Source organism: Pseudomonas sp. MPB26, from assembly GCF_046605355.1.
In the GTDB taxonomy this organism is placed as follows: domain Bacteria; phylum Pseudomonadota; class Gammaproteobacteria; order Pseudomonadales; family Pseudomonadaceae; genus Aquipseudomonas; species Aquipseudomonas cedrina.
This window is the reverse complement of sequence record NZ_CP176793.1, coordinates 2,364,635-2,379,688: the sequence shown is the minus strand read 5'-3', so window position 1 is coordinate 2,379,688 and position 15,054 is coordinate 2,364,635. Positions and strand designations below refer to the sequence as shown.

Sequence of the window (15,054 nt, the reverse complement as noted above, 5' to 3'; positions counted from 1 at the left end):
CCAAGACGCCCGCTCCCACATTTGCCCGGTGTTGTTTGTTAGATAGCTGTCCCATTAAGGGACCGATCAGTCCCTTTTTGGGACCACCTCCGGCGACGGGCTGACTTGCTCCAACGCCCTTTCGACCAACAATTGTCCGAACTCAGCCATTTGCTGAATCCCCAGCATGATCGCGCGTTGGGAAGCGTCCAGGTCGAAGGCCAGGTTGCAGGTGAGTGCGTTGAGGGAGGATAGGGTTTCGCTGGCATTGACCAGCAGGGTTTCGGTGGTTTGGTGCGGGTTGACGGTGAAGAGCGGTGGATTGGGGGTAGGTTTGACCATGATGAAGCTCCTAAACAGTAAGTAAGGAGCGCCACCGTTCGCTTGCACGCGAATGAGGGTGGCGACCGTGCGCAGGTGTGCAAGACCGGGCCTGTTTAGGACACCCAGCAGGTCCGAAGACCTCCTGCGCGCAGCCGCCATTAAGCAGCGAGCACAAAAAACGCCCGTGGTTGGCTGGGCGTTTGTACGCCTAAACAGTTTCGTCGGACTTGCACGTCCGTGTCACCGTTTTTTGCGATGACGGGGCGAAGACTAGGCGCGTTGACTCGATGCGACAAGTTCATGCACTGCCCAACATCTTGCAGGAAAAATCCGAAGCCCCCGCTCACCTTGATCGTTCCCACGCTCTGCGTGGTAATGCCGCCTGGGACGCTCCGCGTCCCGACCACAGCCCCGCGTAAGGGTGACGCGGAGCGTCACGGGATGCATTACCACGCAGAGCGTGGGAACGATCGACGACTTGTGGCAGGCCGAGCATCGGGAGCAGCCGGTGATTGAGCGGTTTGCGCGGATTGATTGAGGGCTGGAGCCGAGCGCAATTCAGTGTGGGAGCTGGCTTGCCTGCGATGGCGGTGGGTCAGCTGGCTAATGTGTGACTGACCCACCGCTATCGCAGCATAGATATCTACACATCTATTTTTAATGCATGCGAGCATCTGTAGTGAGCGGGCTTGTCCCGCGCTGGGCTGCGAAGCGGCCCCAAACCAGGCGACTTGGATTTATCTGGAACTCGGCGGCGTATTTATTGGGGCGGCTTCGCCACCCAGCGCGGGACAAGCCCGCTCACTACAAAGATGTGTAGATACCTATGGCTATCGCAGGCAAGCCAGCTCCCACAGTAGCTCTCACTGAATTTGAGAAGAGTGTTCAGGCCAATCCGGATTCGACCAGCAAGGCTTCCAACCCCATCAAATCCGGCACCTTCGCCACATGTTCCCCCACCTGCACCGCCGCCAGTTCCAGCGGGCACAGCGGCACGTCCACATAACTCAACTCGCTGTCGAGCTTGTACGAACGCGGAATGCCCTGGATCACCAGCGCAATGAACTTCAATGTCGGCCGCCCACCCAGCGCATTCAACACCACGATCCGCGAACGTTCGCCGGTCACGCTGGCTTCACCGCACACCGCTTCAAAGCTGATCAGCGGGATTTGCCGATCGCGCCAGGTCACTTGCCGCAAATACCACGGCGGCGCATCGCTGGCCGGTTCGCCGCGCTGGAAGTCGATCAGCTCGGCGACGGCGACGTTGGGCAGGATCAGGTGCCGATCAGCCAACGGCAGCAGCAGGCCGGTGAGTTGGCTGGCGCGGTGGTCAAGCATGGGACTTGCTCCAGTAGGCAATGCTTTCGAGCAGCACCGATTCCTGATACGGCTTGCCCAGGTAGTCGTTGACCCCAATGGCCATGGCGCGGTCGCGGTGTTTCTGGCCGGTGCGCGAGGTGATCATGATGATCGGCAGGCGCATCAGGCGGGGGTCGTTGCGCACTTGGGTGGCCACTTCGAAGCCGTCCATGCGCGGCATTTCGATGTCGAGCAGCATCAGGTCCGGCGTGTGTTCTTCAAGCACGGCGAGCGCGTCGATGCCGTCCTTGGCGGTGAGCACGTTCATGCCATTGCGCTCCAACAGGCGGCTGGTGACTTTGCGCACGGTGACCGAATCGTCCACCACCAGTACCAGCAGCGCGCGTTTTTTCAGCGGGTCGTTGAGGATCAGTGGTGCATCGATCATCTGGGCGGGCAAGGCCGGCGGGCGAGCGCGGATATGCGCCAACAAGTCGATGATCAGCACCACGCGGCCATCGCCCAAAATGGTTGCGCCGGACAAACCCTGCACGCCGGCAAACTGCGGGCCCAGGCCCTTGACCACGATCTCCCGCGTGCCGGCCATGGCATCCACATGGATGGCCACGCGCCGCTCATTGCACTGCACCAGCAGCACCGGCACCGGCTGGTACTGGCCCAGCAGTTTCGGGCGGCTGACGGTGTGCAGAAGGTCGCCGAAATAGAACAGCTCATAGCGCTGGCCAGCGTACTCATAATGCGGCGGGTCTTGCTGGTAATGCCCGGCCAGTTCATGGGGCAGTACCCGAACCAGGCCTTCGATGGTGTTGAGCGGGATCGCATATTGATCCTCCGCGCATTGCACCATCAACGCGCGGTTGACCGACACGGTAAACGGCAGGCGGATGCGAAAATGCACGCCGGCGCCTGGCGTCGAATCAATGACCATCGAACCACCGAGCTGGCGCACCTCTTCATGCACTACGTCCATGCCCACGCCGCGCCCGGAGATCTGGGTGATCTTCTCTGCCGTGGAAAACCCCGGCTGCAGGATGAACTGCAACACGTCGCGGTCACTGATCTCCTGATGAGGGTCGAGCAGGCCGCGCTTGATCGCCTTGCGCCGCACCGCTTCCAGCGGCACCCCGGCACCGTCGTCGCGCATGTCGAAGACGATATCGCCGCCTTCGTGGGTCAGGTCCAGGGTGATGCGGCCCTTCTCCGGTTTACCCGCCGCCAAACGCACATCGCGAGATTCCAGGCCATGGTCGACCGCATTGCGCAACATGTGCTCCAGCGGCGCCGCCATGCGTTCCAGCACGTTGCGGTCCATCTCGCCCTCGGCATTGCCGACGATGAACTCCACGTCCTTGCCCAGCTCGCCCGCCACCTGGCGCACGATGCGCTTGAGGCGCGGCAACATGCGTTCGAACGGCACCATGCGCGTGCGCATCAGGCCTTCTTGCAACGCGGTGTTGATGCGCGCCTGTTGCTGCAGCAGATCGTGGGCATCTTCGTTGCGACGTTCGAGGGTGTCCTTGAGGTCGAGCAGGTCGGAGGCCGATTCCGACAGCGCGCGGGACAGCTGCTGCAACTGCGAGTGGCGGTCCATTTCCAGCGGGTCGAACTCTTCGTAGCCCAGGCGTTCGGCCTCGGCCTGCTGGCGGCTGAGGAGACGGCCCTGGGTTTCGGTGTCGAGACGGCGCAGTTGGTCGCGCATGCGTTCGATGGTGGTTTCCACTTCGCTCAAGGCAATACGCGCATCGTTGACTTGCTGCTCGATACGGCCACGGAAGATCGAGGTTTCGCCGGCCAGGTTGACCAGGTCGTCAAGCAGCTCGGCGGAGATCTTCACCATATCGGCAGCCGGGTCCATGGCGGCTTCCGCCTTGCCCGCCGGCAGCGCCACCGGGGTTACCGGCTCTTCGCTCGGGTGTACCAGGCTTTTGATGCGCTCGATGAGTTTGTCCACCGAGCCGACCGGCAGGCCGTCCGCCACGGCGTCGATCATCTGTGCCAGACGGTCGTGGCAGCCTTGCAGCAGCGCAAACAGTTCGGCGGACGGCGCGAGCAACCCGGCCGACAGGCCTTCGTAGAGAAATTCCAGCTCATGGGCCAGGTCGCCGATGGGCGCAATCTCGACCATGCGCGCGCCGCCCTTGAGGGTGTGCAGGTCACGCAGCAGGGTTTCGACTTCCTGGCGGTTGCCGGGCTCGGCCTGCCAGCGCAGCAAGGCGCTGCCCGAGCTGTCGAGAATGTCGGCGGCTTCTTCGAGGAAAATATCCAGCAGCTCAGGATCGGCGCCAGACGCTGACGGGGCCTCGACCGGCGCTGCGGGTGTGCTGCTCTGGCGAAATTCGCGCAGTTGGGCAATCAACTCGGCGGCATCGCCCAGGGGTTGATGCTGTTGCAGGTCACCAAGCTGCGAGGCCAGCCGTTCATGGCTCGCCATCAGCAACAGGGACAGTTCGGCGCAGTAACTGTAGCGCCGATCCACCAGCCCTTCGTACAGGCATTCGAGCTCATGGGCCAGGTCGCCGATCGGCTGGATTTCGGCCATGCGCGCACCACCCTTGAGGGTGTGCAAGTCGCGCTGCAAGGACGACAGCGGCGCGGCGTTGTCCGGTTCCAATAACCAGCGCTTGAGCGACTGCCCGGCGCTGTCGAGGAGGTCCACGGCTTCTTCGAGGAAGATCTCGACGATCTCGTCGTCAATCGTCGTCTCGCGTTCCAACTGCTGTGTGGCGGCACCCAGCTCGGCAATGCTCAGCGCGCGGTTGCCGTCGCTTTTGATCAGGCCGGTGGCGGACGGGTCGAGGGCTTCGTCCAGCAGCTCGCGCAGGGCTTCGACACGGGCCGGCGCCGGGCTGACTTCCTGGCCGGCGGCCAGTTGGTCGAGCATGTTGATCAACGCTTCATGGGCCTGTTCGGCTTCGTGGAAAAACCGCTCGCTCACCGCCAGGCTGCTCTCTTCCACGGCGCCATAGAGGTCGAGCAAGGCTTCGCAGAGTGCGTCGATCGCGTGCAGGTCGGCGGCATGCGCGCCATCGCCCAGGGTGGTCAACTCGTCCAGCAGCGCGGTCAGTTCCTGGCGCGCGCCGGGGTGCTGTTGCCAGCGGCGCAGCAGGTTTTCGGCGTCGAGCAGGATGTCCATGCCCTGGGCCAGGAAGTTGGCGATCAGGTGCGGGTCGCGCTTGATGCGCAGGCCGGTGTTCGGTGCGTCGAGCAGTGCTTCAAGCTGGTGATCGAGCAAGCCTTGGGTGCGGTTGATCAGGTCTTGCGCACCGTTGATCGGCGCCAGGGGATCACTGTCCAGGTCACGCAGCCCACGCTGGAACAGGCCTTCGGCTTCCAGCAGCAACTCCACTTCATCCAGGTCCAGCGGCAGGCGATGGGCCTTGTACTCGCGGGTCAGGTGATCCAGCGGGCGCGCCAGTTCGGCAATCGGCAGCACGCCGGCCATGTAGGCGCTGCCCTTAAGGGTGTGCAAGGCGCGTTGCAGTTCATCGCTGACTTGCAGCGGCACATGCTCGGCGGCCTGTTGCAGGAAGTGGTTGAGGCTGCCCAGGTGGCTCTGGGCTTCGTTGCGGAAAATCTCCAGCAACAGCGGGTCATGGGGTTCGGCGGCCGGCGCTTGGGTACCGCTGGCCAGCGCATGGGCGCGGGCGGCCAGGGCGTCGACTTCGTCGCGCTGGCGTTGAGCGTCGGCGGCAAAGTCGGCGATCAGTTCGGGCAGCAGGGCCACCGCTTCATCCAGCACCTGCTGCACCTCAGCGCCGAGAACCACGCTGCGTTCCAGCACGCGGTTGAGCAGGTTTTCCACGGCCCAGGCCAGCTCGGCCAATACCAGGGCGCGCACCATGCGGCCGCTGCCTTTGAGCGTGTGGAACGCACGGCGCATTTCACCCTGGGCGGTCTTGTCGGCGCTGTTGGGCAGGTGGCGGTGCAGCACCTCAAGCACTTCGTCGGTTTCTTCAAGGAAGACTTCGCGCAGTTCATCGTCGATAGGCGCCTCATCAGCCGGTGGCGGCAGCAAACTACCGGGGCGCTGCAGGGCCGGCGGGTTCAGGCGCGACGTCGGGCTGGCCAGCGCATCGAACTGGGATTGGCTCGGTGTGACCTCGGCTGAAAGCACGCCATCCGGCGCAGCCAATGCCTGGCGCCAGGGTTTTTCGGCGGGCAGGTAACCCAACGCAGCCAGGCCTTGGGTGGCCAGCTCCAGCATCCGTTCGCCGGTAGCGTCCGGGTCTTGGAGCATGCGCTCGAGGTAGTACTCCAAGCCGCTGATCACATCGGCGAAATGCGCCAGGTGCTGCTGCGAAGGCGCAGCGTCGTTGCCTATCAATTGTTCGTCGACATAGTCGGTGCAACCGCGCATCAGGCTCGCCGCGCGGGGTAACGGGATCATCGCAAGCGCGCCGCGCACCTGGCTCAGCAGCTCCGGCAAGGATTCCAGGCGTTGGCGGTCCCAGTCCGCTTCGACACAGTCGATCACCAGCTCCTTGGCTTGCTTGAGGCACTGGCAGGATTCGCGGATCACCAATTGGTGGATCTGGGTCAGGTCGGTGGTCGGCAGGCGGCTTTCTTCGCGGCTTTGCGGCTCGACGGTGCCGACCATGCCCGCCAGCGTGGCTTCGACATAGAGTAACGCGCCCGCCACGTCCATCAACACGGCGTCGTTGGGTTCGCGCTGGCCCTGGGCCAGGCTCAGCACCACGGCAAGCTGGTCGATGATGACTTTGCGCGGCTGGCCGAAGCCCAGCACCGCCAGGGTGTCGGCGATCTGCCGCAACGGTGCCAGCAACGCATCAAGGTCGCCGGTGTGCTGGCGGTCACTGCGTACAAATAAGTCGAGGCGTTCTTTGACCCGCACCAGTTCTTCACACAAAGCCCCCAGCACCGAGCCCATGGCGTTGCGATCGGCTCCAGCCAGGCGGGCGCGTTCGGCGTCTACCACGGCACTGTCGGGCAAGGCCTCGTCCAGGCCGTAGCGTTCCTTGAGGCTTTGCATGCGCGGTGTCGGCCGGGTGACCTTGGCGACGTAGAACAACAAGCTCTTGAGCAACTCATCCGGCGCCGGCTGGTTGACCCCTTCGATACCCTGGGCGAGCAGGCGCTTGAGTTGTTTGTCGCTGGCCTTGAGCAGGCTGCGCAACGCCGGGCTGTTGGCGATCACACCGGTGAGCATGCCCTCGACCAGTGCCGAGGCGACTTGCCACAGCGGCAACAACGGCGCGCCCTGGCACAAGGCTTCCAGGCGCGCGAACACCCGCGCCATGTCTTCCAGGTTGCTCGGGCCGTGGTCCTCACGCAGCAGCCCCGCCAACGCCTGTTGCAGCAGGTGGTGCCACTGGCGCAATTGCTCTTTCAGGTCGGGCACCGCGCGTTGGGCCAGGGCTTCATCGGGCAGCGGGGCTATCGTCAGCAATTGCGGGCTGAACAGGCTGGTCTCCGACAGCAGGCTTTCGCCGTGCGCGCTGCGCAGGTCGTTGAGCAGCGGCAACACCACCAGCGGCAAGTCGCGGCGGGCACTGTGCACGCGGTCCAGATACAGCGGCAGCTGGTTGAGGGCTTGTTGCAGCAGGCGGATGCTCTCGTCGCGCTGGCTGACGCGCTCGGCCTGCAGAGCCACGGCGAGTGCTTCAATTTCTTCGGCCAGCAGCGCCGCGCCGTAGAACTCGACCATCTGCAAGGCGCCATGCACTTGATGGACGCACGCCAGGCACTCCTCGATGGCGTCGCCGTCCGAGGTTTGGGCATACGCGTCCAGCGCCGACCGGGCCTGTTTCAGGGTTTCGGCAATGTCGCCCTTGACCCATTCGAGGGCCACGTAGTCGTGCCGATCAACCATATTCACTCCGGTGAGAATTTTTGAGTTGCAGATGCTGCCAGGAATAATGAAGATCTAATGTGGGAGCTGGCTTGCCTGCGATGGCGGTCTGTCAGTTGATATATAGGTAGCTGACCCACCGCTATCGCAGGCAAGCCAGCTCCCACATTTGGACTGTGGTGTTCTTTGGGTCGCATTTCAATCATCGACCCGTTGTGGCGGCGGGAGGGTGAAACCCGACACCGACCTACGCAACTCGCTGGCCATCTTCGCCAGGTTGCCGATGCTTTCGGCAGTCGCCGTGGAGCCCGACGACGTCTGGGTGGTGATCTGCTGGATCACGTTCATGGTCAGGGAAATCTGCCCCGCCGAAGACGTCTGTTGCTGCGCCGCATTGGAAATACTCTGGATCAGCGCCGCCAGGGTTTTCGACACGCCTTCGATCTCTTCCAGCGCCACCCCGGCATCCTGCGCCAGGCGTGCGCCGCGCACCACTTCGGTGGTGGTCTGCTCCATGGAGATTACCGCTTCGTTGGTGTCGGCCTGGATCGCCCGCACCAGGGTTTCGATCTGCCGGGTCGCGGCCGATGAGCGCTCGGCCAGGCGCTGCACTTCATCGGCCACCACCGCAAAGCCGCGCCCGGCATCGCCAGCCATGCTGGCCTGGATCGCGGCGTTCAGGGCGAGGATGTTGGTCTGGTCGGCAATGTCATCGATCAGGCTGACGATGTCGCCAATCTCCTGGGACGACTCGCCCAGGCGCTTGATGCGCTTGGCGGTGTCCTGGATCTGCTCGCGAATGTTGTCCATGCCGTGGATAGTGTTGTGCACCACCTCATTGCCCTTGTTGGCGATTTCCACCGAGCGCTCCGCGACCGCCGAGGATTCTGCGGCGTTGGCCGACACCTGGTCGATGGACTGGGCCATCTGGTTGATCGCGGTGGAGGCCTCGGCGATCTGCTGGGCCTGATGTTCCGAGGCCTGGGCCAGGTGCATGGCGGTGGCCTGGGTGTCCTGCACCGCGCCGGCGACTTGGCCGGCGGTGAGGTTGATGGTGGCGACCAGGTCGCGCAGTTGGTCCACGGAATAGTTGATGGAATCGGCGATGGTGCCGGTGAAGTCTTCGGTCACCGAGGCAGTCACCGTGAGGTCGCCGTCGGCCAGGTCTTCGATTTCGTCCAGCAGGCGCATGATCGCGTTCTGGTTGCGCTCGTTTTTTTCGGCGGTTTCATGCAACTGACGGTTGGTTTCGCGCACCATGACCAGGCCGATCAGGATGATCGAGGTCAACGCCAGCAGGCCCAGCACATAGCCGCCGATGGTGTCGAAGCTGCGCCCGCTGGCCAGGTTTTCAAACCCGGTGGCCAGGTGCGAGGCTTCATCGAGCAGGGTTTGCGACAGGTTGAAAATATTGCTCGCGGAGGCGCGCACTTGGAACAGTTGCGGCGAGGTTTCGAGGATTTCATCCACGGAGCCGGAGACAAACTCGAACAGCTCGGCGATTTCCCCCAGCCGCGCGCGGGCATCGCGGTCTTCGACTTGGGTGATGCGCAGCCCTGGGTTGCCGTTGAGCATGCCGTTGAGCACCACGCCGAAGCGGTTGGCATCGCGCCCAAAGGCGTCGGCGGCCTGCACCGCGGTTTCATCGCCGGCCAGGACGGTGTTGACCGCCCCCAGGATTCGTTCGGCCAACAACGATTGGCGCTGGGCCAGGGCCACCTGGCTGGCCGGGGCGCCGCGCTGCAGGAGGATGTCGACGACCTTCTCCGACTCAACCTGCAATTGCGGCACGGTTTCGGCGAGCGTCGCGGCCACCTGATGCAAGGACAGCACCGTCTGTTCGCTGGCGAGGATCGCATCGGTATTTTTCAGCAGCGCTTCCCAGTCGGTCTGCACCGCGCGCATTTCGGCGCGCACGGCACCGGGCGCGGCGGGCAGGCCGGTTTGCGGGTCACCTTTTTTCAGGTAGCCCCAGCGTTGGGCGAAGTCGTTGCGCGCATCCGCCAACAGCTTGAACGCAGCGGCCTTGCCGGTAGCGGCCTCGGTGGCGTTCTTGGCAATGCGCTGGGACAGCACGCGCAGCTCACCGGCGTGGCCGATGTACTGTTTGTCGTAGGTGGACTGGGTGTTGAGGTACGCAAAGTTGGCGAACAGCAACATGATGAACACGATCAGTGCAATAAACAGCACGATAATCTGCGAGCGGCTGCGCGAGCCGGCCTGAGGCCTCGGCGTGGTTGCGGTGGTCATGCGGCAACGTCCATGAAACCCGGAGCCTGGGCCAGGGCGAAGGGGCTGAGGACCTGCCACTGCGGGTCGCCCTCGAATCGGCCCTGAATGAACGGCGCACCGGGAGCGGCGTTCGCCAGCAACGCGTCTTGTGCAAAATGTTGCATCCCCACCACCTCGTCCACCAGCAGCCCGACAAACAGGTCGTTATATTCCACCACCAATACCCGCCGTTGTTTGCGCGCCTTGGACAGCTCCAGGCCGAGGAAACCGCCCAGGTCCATCACCGGTAACAAACGCCCACGCAGGTTGGCCACACCCCTGACCCAGGCCTTGACTCCGGGCATCAAGGTGCAACGCGGCTCATGCAGGACTTCGGCCACTTCCCCCATGGGCGCGACATACCAATGCTCGCCCAAACGAAAGCCGATGCCGCTCCAACGCTGCAGGCGAGCTTCCTGGGATGGCAGGTCGGCAGCCAGCAGGCGGCAGCGGCGGTCAATGTCCAGCAGCAGTTCGAAGGCGGTGTGCGACTCGGTCATGATGGCGAACAGTCAACCAGCCAACACCTTATTCAGGGTGGCGATCAGGGTTTCTTCATCCACGGGTTTGGTCAGGTAATCCTTGGCGCCCTGGCGCGCCCCCCAGATCTTGTCGGTTTCCTGGTCCTTGGTGGTAATGATGATGATCGGGATACCGTTGGTTTCCGGCTCCTTGGACAATTGGCGCGTAGCCTGGAAGCCGTTGAGACCCGGCATCACGATGTCCATCAGCACGGCGTCGGGCTTTTCCAGGCGGGCCAGGGCCACGCCATCCGCGCCGTTTTCGGCCTTGAGAACCTGGTGACCATGCTTTTCCAGCATACCGGTCAGTTTGTACATTTCGGTCGGCGAATCGTCGACGATCAGAACACGTGCCATGGTTTTCCCCACTACATAGGTGGACGCCGCCCTTGTGGGGCGGCGTCAGTGTGCTTGTTCTACTGCGGCGAACCCTGGCACATAGGCCTTGATCGCGCCCAGCAGTTCTTCCTTGCTGAACGGCTTGGTCAAAAACTGATCGACACCCACGATGCGCCCCTTGGCCTTGTCGAACAGGCCGTCCTTGGAAGACAACATGATCACCGGGATCGATTTGAACGCCGGGTTGTTCTTCACCAATGCGCAGGTCTGATAGCCATCCAGGCGCGGCATCATGATGTCGACAAAAATAATGTGCGGGTGATGGTCGACAATCCGGGCCAGGGCATCGAAACCGTCGATGGCCGTGATGACATCGCACCCTACGTTTTTCAACAGGGTTTCAGCGGTGCGGCGGATCGTCTTCGAGTCGTCGATCACCATCACCCTCAAGGCGTTGGATTGCTGTTCCATATCTGCTCTGCCATCGCCACAGCGAATCGGTTTTTTCGTGTGCACTGCCCGATGTTGCCCGGGATGAGCGCCGCAAGCCTTGGAATTCAAGGCGCTGCTGCGCCGTGGCAGTCTTTTTAGCACAGTCTTTGGGCGCAATCTATCGAGCAACCGGCCAGGTGGTTTTTCCTTGACCCACAACAGCCACAGCGCCACTCTGACGCCACTTTTATGCGCACCCATTTGCTAGAGGAAATCCCCCATGAGCGTTCGCGTCGGCATTGTCATGGACCCTATCGCCAGCATCTCCTATAAAAAGGACAGCTCGCTGGCCATGCTCCTGGCCGCCCAAGCTCGCGGCTGGACGTTGTTCTATATGGAGCAGCGCGATCTTTACCAGGGTGACGGCGAGGCTCGTGCACGTATGCGCCCGCTGCAGGTGTTTGCCAACCCTGAAAAGTGGTTCGAGCTTGCGGATGAAATCGATAGCCCTCTGAGCGACCTGGACGTGGTCCTGATGCGCAAGGACCCGCCGTTCGACATGGAGTTCGTCTACTCCACCTACCTGCTGGAGCAGGCTGAGCGCGCCGGCGTGCTGATCGTCAACAAGCCGCAGAGCCTGCGCGACTGCAATGAAAAACTGTTCGCCACACTGTTCCCGCAATGCACGCCGCCGACCGTGGTCAGCCGCCGCGCCGACGTGCTGCGTGAATTCGCCGCCAAACACGGTGATGTGATCCTAAAGCCGCTGGACGGCATGGGCGGCACCTCGATTTTCCGGCACCGCGCCGGCGACCCGAACCTGTCGGTGATCCTGGAAACCCTGACAGCCCTGGGCACCCAGCAGATCATGGGCCAGGCCTACCTGCCGGCGATCAAGGACGGCGACAAGCGCATCCTGATGATCGACGGCGAACCGGTGGATTACTGCCTGGCGCGCATCCCGGCAGCCGGCGAGACGCGCGGCAACCTGGCGGCCGGTGGCCGTGGTGAAGCACGGCCGTTGTCGGACAAGGATCGCTGGATCGCTGCCCAGGTCGGCCCGACCCTGCGTGAAAAGGGCTTGCTGTTTGTCGGCCTGGACGTGATTGGTGAGCACTTGACTGAAATCAACGTCACCAGCCCGACCTGTATTCGCGAGATCGACAATGCATTTGGCACGAACATCGGCGAAATGTTGATGGCTGCCATTGAGCGCAAGCTGCAAGCCAAGTGACATAGAACAGCCGGACACACACCAACATTGCGTTATCATGCGCCACCTGTGAAACGCGCGATGTTGGTTTTTTTGTCATGACACTCCCGTCCGATCTGCCCCCAGAACTCTCCCACCGCGGCGTGCGCCCGGCTGATCGGCTCGGATTTACCCTGTTTCTGGCGGCACTGATCCACTTGGCCCTGATCCTCGGCGTGGGGTTCTCCATGGTCGAGCCCAAGCAAATCAGTAAAACCCTGGAAATCACCCTCGCCACGTTCAAAAGCGAAAAAAAGCCCGAAAAGGCTGACTTTCTTGCCCAGGACAATCAGCAGGGCAGCGGCACGCTGGATAAAAAGGCCGTGCCCAAGACCACCGAAGTGGCGCCGTTCCAGGACAACAAGGTGAATAAAGTCACGCCGCCACCAGCGCCCAAGCCAGAGGTCAAGCAGGCCACGCCCAAAGCCGCCGTCACCACCGTCGCACCCAAGCCGCAAAAAGCCCCGACCCAGCGCGAAAAGGCCAAGACCGAACCGAAACCCGAGCCCGTCAAGCCGGCGCCGACCTTCGACAGCTCGACGCTGACCGACGAGATTTCCAGCCTGGAAGCCGAGCTGGCCCACGAACAGCAACTGTACGCCAAGCGTCCGCGCATCTACCGGCTGAACGCTGCTTCGACCATGCGTGACAAAGGCGCCTGGTATAAGGATGAATGGCGCAAGAAGGTCGAGCGCATCGGCAACCTCAACTACCCCGAAGAAGCGCGGCGCCAGCAGATCTACGGCAATCTGCGCCTGTTGGTGTCGATCAACCGCGACGGCACGTTATATGAAGTGCAGGTGCTGGAATCTTCCGGCCAGCCACTGCTGGACCAGGCCGCCCAGCGTATCGTGCGCCTGGCTGCGCCGTTTGCCCCGTTTACCGGTGATTTGAACGACGTGGACCGCCTGGAAATCATCCGCACCTGGAAATTTGCCAAGGGCGACCGCCTCTCCAGTAACTAACCGTCAGATCGTTCCCACGCTCTGCGTGGGAATGCCGCCCCTGACGCTCCGCGTCCTGCTTTAAAGCCGTGACGCAGAGCGTCACCGAATACATTCCCACGCAGAGCGTGGGAACGATCAAGCAGACGGCACTGTATTCGGGTCACGCTCAGCTTGTCAGTTCGCCCCTCCAACGCCACACTAGCGGACATGAAAAATGTCAGCCCGACCTACCTCAAGCACCAATTCCTGATCGCCATGCCCCATATGGCCGACCCGAACTTTGCGCAGACCTTGACCTACATCGTCGAGCACACGGCCAATGGTGCCATGGGGCTGGTGGTGAACCGTCCACAGGAGCTGAGCCTGGCGGATATCCTTGAGCAATTGCGTCCGGAAATCGATCCGCCGGCCAGTTGCCAGCACGTGCCGATCTACTTCGGCGGGCCGGTGCAGACCGATCGTGGCTTTGTGCTGCACCCCAGCGGGCCGAAATTCCAGGCGACGGTTGATCTGGAAGGCGTGTCGCTGTCCACTTCCCAGGACGTGTTGTTCGCCATCGCCGACGGCGTGGGCCCCGAGCAAAGCGTGATCACCCTCGGCTACGCCGGTTGGGAAGCGGGCCAGTTGGAAGCTGAACTGGCGAGCAATGCGTGGCTGACCTGCCCGTTTGACGCCGACATTCTGTTCAACACCTCCAGCGAACTGCGCCTGGAAGCGGCCGCGGCCACGCTGCGGGTCAACCTCAACCTGTTGACCAGCCAGGCGGGGCACGCCTGATGGCTTTACGCCTGATCCTCGGCTTTGACTACGGCACCAAACAGATCGGCGTAGCAGTCGGCCAGGTAATCACCGGCCAGGCCCGCGAGCTGTGCACCTTGAAAGCCCAGAACGGCATACCGGACTGGAACCAGGTTGAAGCCCTCATTAAAGAATGGAAACCCGACGCGGTCGTGGTTGGCCTGCCGCTGAACATGGACGGCACGCCCAGCGATATGTGCCTGCGCGCTGAAAAATTCGCACGCCGCCTCAACGGCCGCTACAACATTCCCTTCTATACCCACGATGAACGCCTCACCACCTTTGAAGCCAAGGGCGAGCGGCGCGACCGTGGCGGACAGAAAGGCAGCTACCGCGACAACCCCGTGGACGCCATCGCGGCCGCTCTGTTGTTGCAGGGTTGGCTGGACGAAAACACCGCTTTATTTGAATCCTGACTTTGCCGCAACCCTGTGGGAGCGGGCTTGCCCGCGAAAAACGTTAACGATACCGCGTGGATATTGGATGAACGCGATACCCATGAGTTTTCGTGAGCAAGCATGTGCCTACACACTTAACAAGGAGCCACCATGAGCTTGCCGAACCCCGCCGAACTGATCAGCCAGATGGCCACGCGCCTCAGGGCCCATCTGCAACACCGCGCCATCAGCGAGCCACGTTTCATCGGCATTCGTACCGGCGGTGTGTGGGTCGCCCAGGCGTTGCTGCAAGAACTGGGCAGTGATTCGCCCCTGGGCACGCTCGACGTATCCTTCTACCGCGACGACTTCAGCCAGAACGGCCTGCACCCGCAAGTGCGCCCTTCGGCCCTGCCGTTCGAGATCGAAGGCCAGCACTTGGTGCTGATCGACGACGTGCTGATGAGCGGTCGCACCATCCGTGCCGCCCTGAATGAACTGTTCGACTACGGCCGCCCGGCCAGTGTGACCCTGGTGTGCCTGCTGGACCTGGACGCTGGCGAATTGCCGATCAGCCCGGATGTGGTCGGCGCCACACTGTCGCTTGCCGCCCACCAGCGGGTAAAATTGTCCGGTCCCACGCCGCTCGCACTCGAACTGCAAGACCTTGCCCCTTAAACTG

12 protein-coding genes are annotated in these 15,054 nt (G+C 62.6%); 5 read left to right on the top strand and 7 right to left on the bottom strand.

The annotated features are described in order from the left end of the window. Positions 1-66: 66 nt before the first annotated feature. From ACLH0H_RS10950 to pilG, 7 genes are all read right to left on the bottom strand, one after another. A complete protein-coding gene (locus ACLH0H_RS10950; RefSeq protein WP_411382003.1) occupies positions 67-321 on the bottom strand; it encodes a DUF6124 family protein in 255 nt (84 codons plus the stop codon). An 867-nt stretch (positions 322-1,188) separates the two neighbouring features. Beyond that, on the bottom strand, positions 1,189-1,644 hold the full coding sequence (locus tag ACLH0H_RS10945; protein WP_411382002.1) for a chemotaxis protein CheW: 456 nt from the start codon (positions 1,642-1,644) through the stop codon (positions 1,189-1,191). Then, positions 1,637-7,456: an Hpt domain-containing protein gene (locus ACLH0H_RS10940; RefSeq protein WP_411382001.1), complete on the bottom strand. Its 5,820-nt coding sequence runs from the start codon at positions 7,454-7,456 to the stop codon at positions 1,637-1,639. The genes ACLH0H_RS10945 and ACLH0H_RS10940 overlap by 8 nt, the downstream gene beginning before the upstream one ends. Before the next feature lie 177 nt (positions 7,457-7,633). Further along, entirely contained in the window at positions 7,634-9,685 is a 2,052-nt protein-coding gene (locus ACLH0H_RS10935) for a methyl-accepting chemotaxis protein (RefSeq protein WP_411382000.1), read from the bottom strand. After that, entirely contained in the window at positions 9,682-10,206 is a 525-nt protein-coding gene (locus ACLH0H_RS10930; protein ID WP_411381999.1) for a chemotaxis protein CheW, read from the bottom strand. The genes ACLH0H_RS10935 and ACLH0H_RS10930 overlap by 4 nt, the downstream gene beginning before the upstream one ends. Before the next feature lie 12 nt (positions 10,207-10,218). Beyond that, the gene (gene pilH, locus ACLH0H_RS10925; RefSeq protein WP_076953156.1) at positions 10,219-10,584 is read right to left on the bottom strand and encodes a twitching motility response regulator PilH; all 366 of its coding nucleotides are present in this window, start codon (positions 10,582-10,584) and stop codon (positions 10,219-10,221) included. A 45-nt stretch (positions 10,585-10,629) separates the two neighbouring features. Further along, positions 10,630-11,037: a twitching motility response regulator PilG gene (gene pilG / locus ACLH0H_RS10920; protein WP_411381998.1), complete on the bottom strand. Its 408-nt coding sequence runs from the start codon at positions 11,035-11,037 to the stop codon at positions 10,630-10,632. Between the two features lie 241 nt (positions 11,038-11,278). On the opposite strand from pilG, the gene gshB reads away from it, so the two are divergent. From gshB to pyrR, 5 genes are all read left to right on the top strand, one after another. After that, positions 11,279-12,232 carry a glutathione synthase gene (gene gshB, locus ACLH0H_RS10915; protein ID WP_076953155.1) on the top strand — a complete coding sequence of 318 codons (954 nt, stop codon included), beginning with the start codon at positions 11,279-11,281 and terminating at the stop codon, positions 12,230-12,232. Positions 12,233-12,309: 77 nt separating this feature from the next. Beyond that, positions 12,310-13,215, top strand: coding sequence for an energy transducer TonB (locus ACLH0H_RS10910; RefSeq protein ID WP_186686786.1), 906 nt, complete (start codon positions 12,310-12,312; stop codon positions 13,213-13,215). Between the two features lie 189 nt (positions 13,216-13,404). Next, positions 13,405-13,974, top strand: coding sequence for a YqgE/AlgH family protein (locus tag ACLH0H_RS10905; RefSeq protein WP_076953153.1), 570 nt, complete (start codon positions 13,405-13,407; stop codon positions 13,972-13,974). Continuing rightward, positions 13,974-14,411, top strand: a complete 438-nt coding sequence (ruvX, locus tag ACLH0H_RS10900) for a Holliday junction resolvase RuvX (protein WP_003176676.1) — start codon at positions 13,974-13,976, stop codon at positions 14,409-14,411. The genes ACLH0H_RS10905 and ruvX overlap by 1 nt, the downstream gene beginning before the upstream one ends. Before the next feature lie 132 nt (positions 14,412-14,543). After that, complete coding sequence (pyrR, locus tag ACLH0H_RS10895; RefSeq protein WP_076953152.1) at positions 14,544-15,050, top strand: bifunctional pyr operon transcriptional regulator/uracil phosphoribosyltransferase PyrR; 507 nt, start codon at positions 14,544-14,546, stop codon at positions 15,048-15,050. Positions 15,051-15,054 lie beyond the last annotated feature (4 nt).

Coding starts and splice junctions, on each gene's coding strand:
- ACLH0H_RS10950 (WP_411382003.1), bottom strand. CDS start 321: ATGGTCAAACCTACCCCCAATCCACCGCTCTTCACCGTCAACCCGCAC.
- ACLH0H_RS10945 (WP_411382002.1), bottom strand. CDS start 1,644: ATGCTTGACCACCGCGCCAGCCAACTCACCGGCCTGCTGCTGCCGTTG.
- ACLH0H_RS10940 (WP_411382001.1), bottom strand. CDS start 7,456: ATGGTTGATCGGCACGACTACGTGGCCCTCGAATGGGTCAAGGGCGAC.
- ACLH0H_RS10935 (WP_411382000.1), bottom strand. CDS start 9,685: ATGACCACCGCAACCACGCCGAGGCCTCAGGCCGGCTCGCGCAGCCGC.
- ACLH0H_RS10930 (WP_411381999.1), bottom strand. CDS start 10,206: ATGACCGAGTCGCACACCGCCTTCGAACTGCTGCTGGACATTGACCGC.
- pilH (WP_076953156.1), bottom strand. CDS start 10,584: ATGGCACGTGTTCTGATCGTCGACGATTCGCCGACCGAAATGTACAAA.
- pilG (WP_411381998.1), bottom strand. CDS start 11,037: ATGGAACAGCAATCCAACGCCTTGAGGGTGATGGTGATCGACGACTCG.
- gshB (WP_076953155.1), top strand. CDS start 11,279: ATGAGCGTTCGCGTCGGCATTGTCATGGACCCTATCGCCAGCATCTCC.
- ACLH0H_RS10910 (WP_186686786.1), top strand. CDS start 12,310: ATGACACTCCCGTCCGATCTGCCCCCAGAACTCTCCCACCGCGGCGTG.
- ACLH0H_RS10905 (WP_076953153.1), top strand. CDS start 13,405: ATGAAAAATGTCAGCCCGACCTACCTCAAGCACCAATTCCTGATCGCC.
- ruvX (WP_003176676.1), top strand. CDS start 13,974: ATGGCTTTACGCCTGATCCTCGGCTTTGACTACGGCACCAAACAGATC.
- pyrR (WP_076953152.1), top strand. CDS start 14,544: ATGAGCTTGCCGAACCCCGCCGAACTGATCAGCCAGATGGCCACGCGC.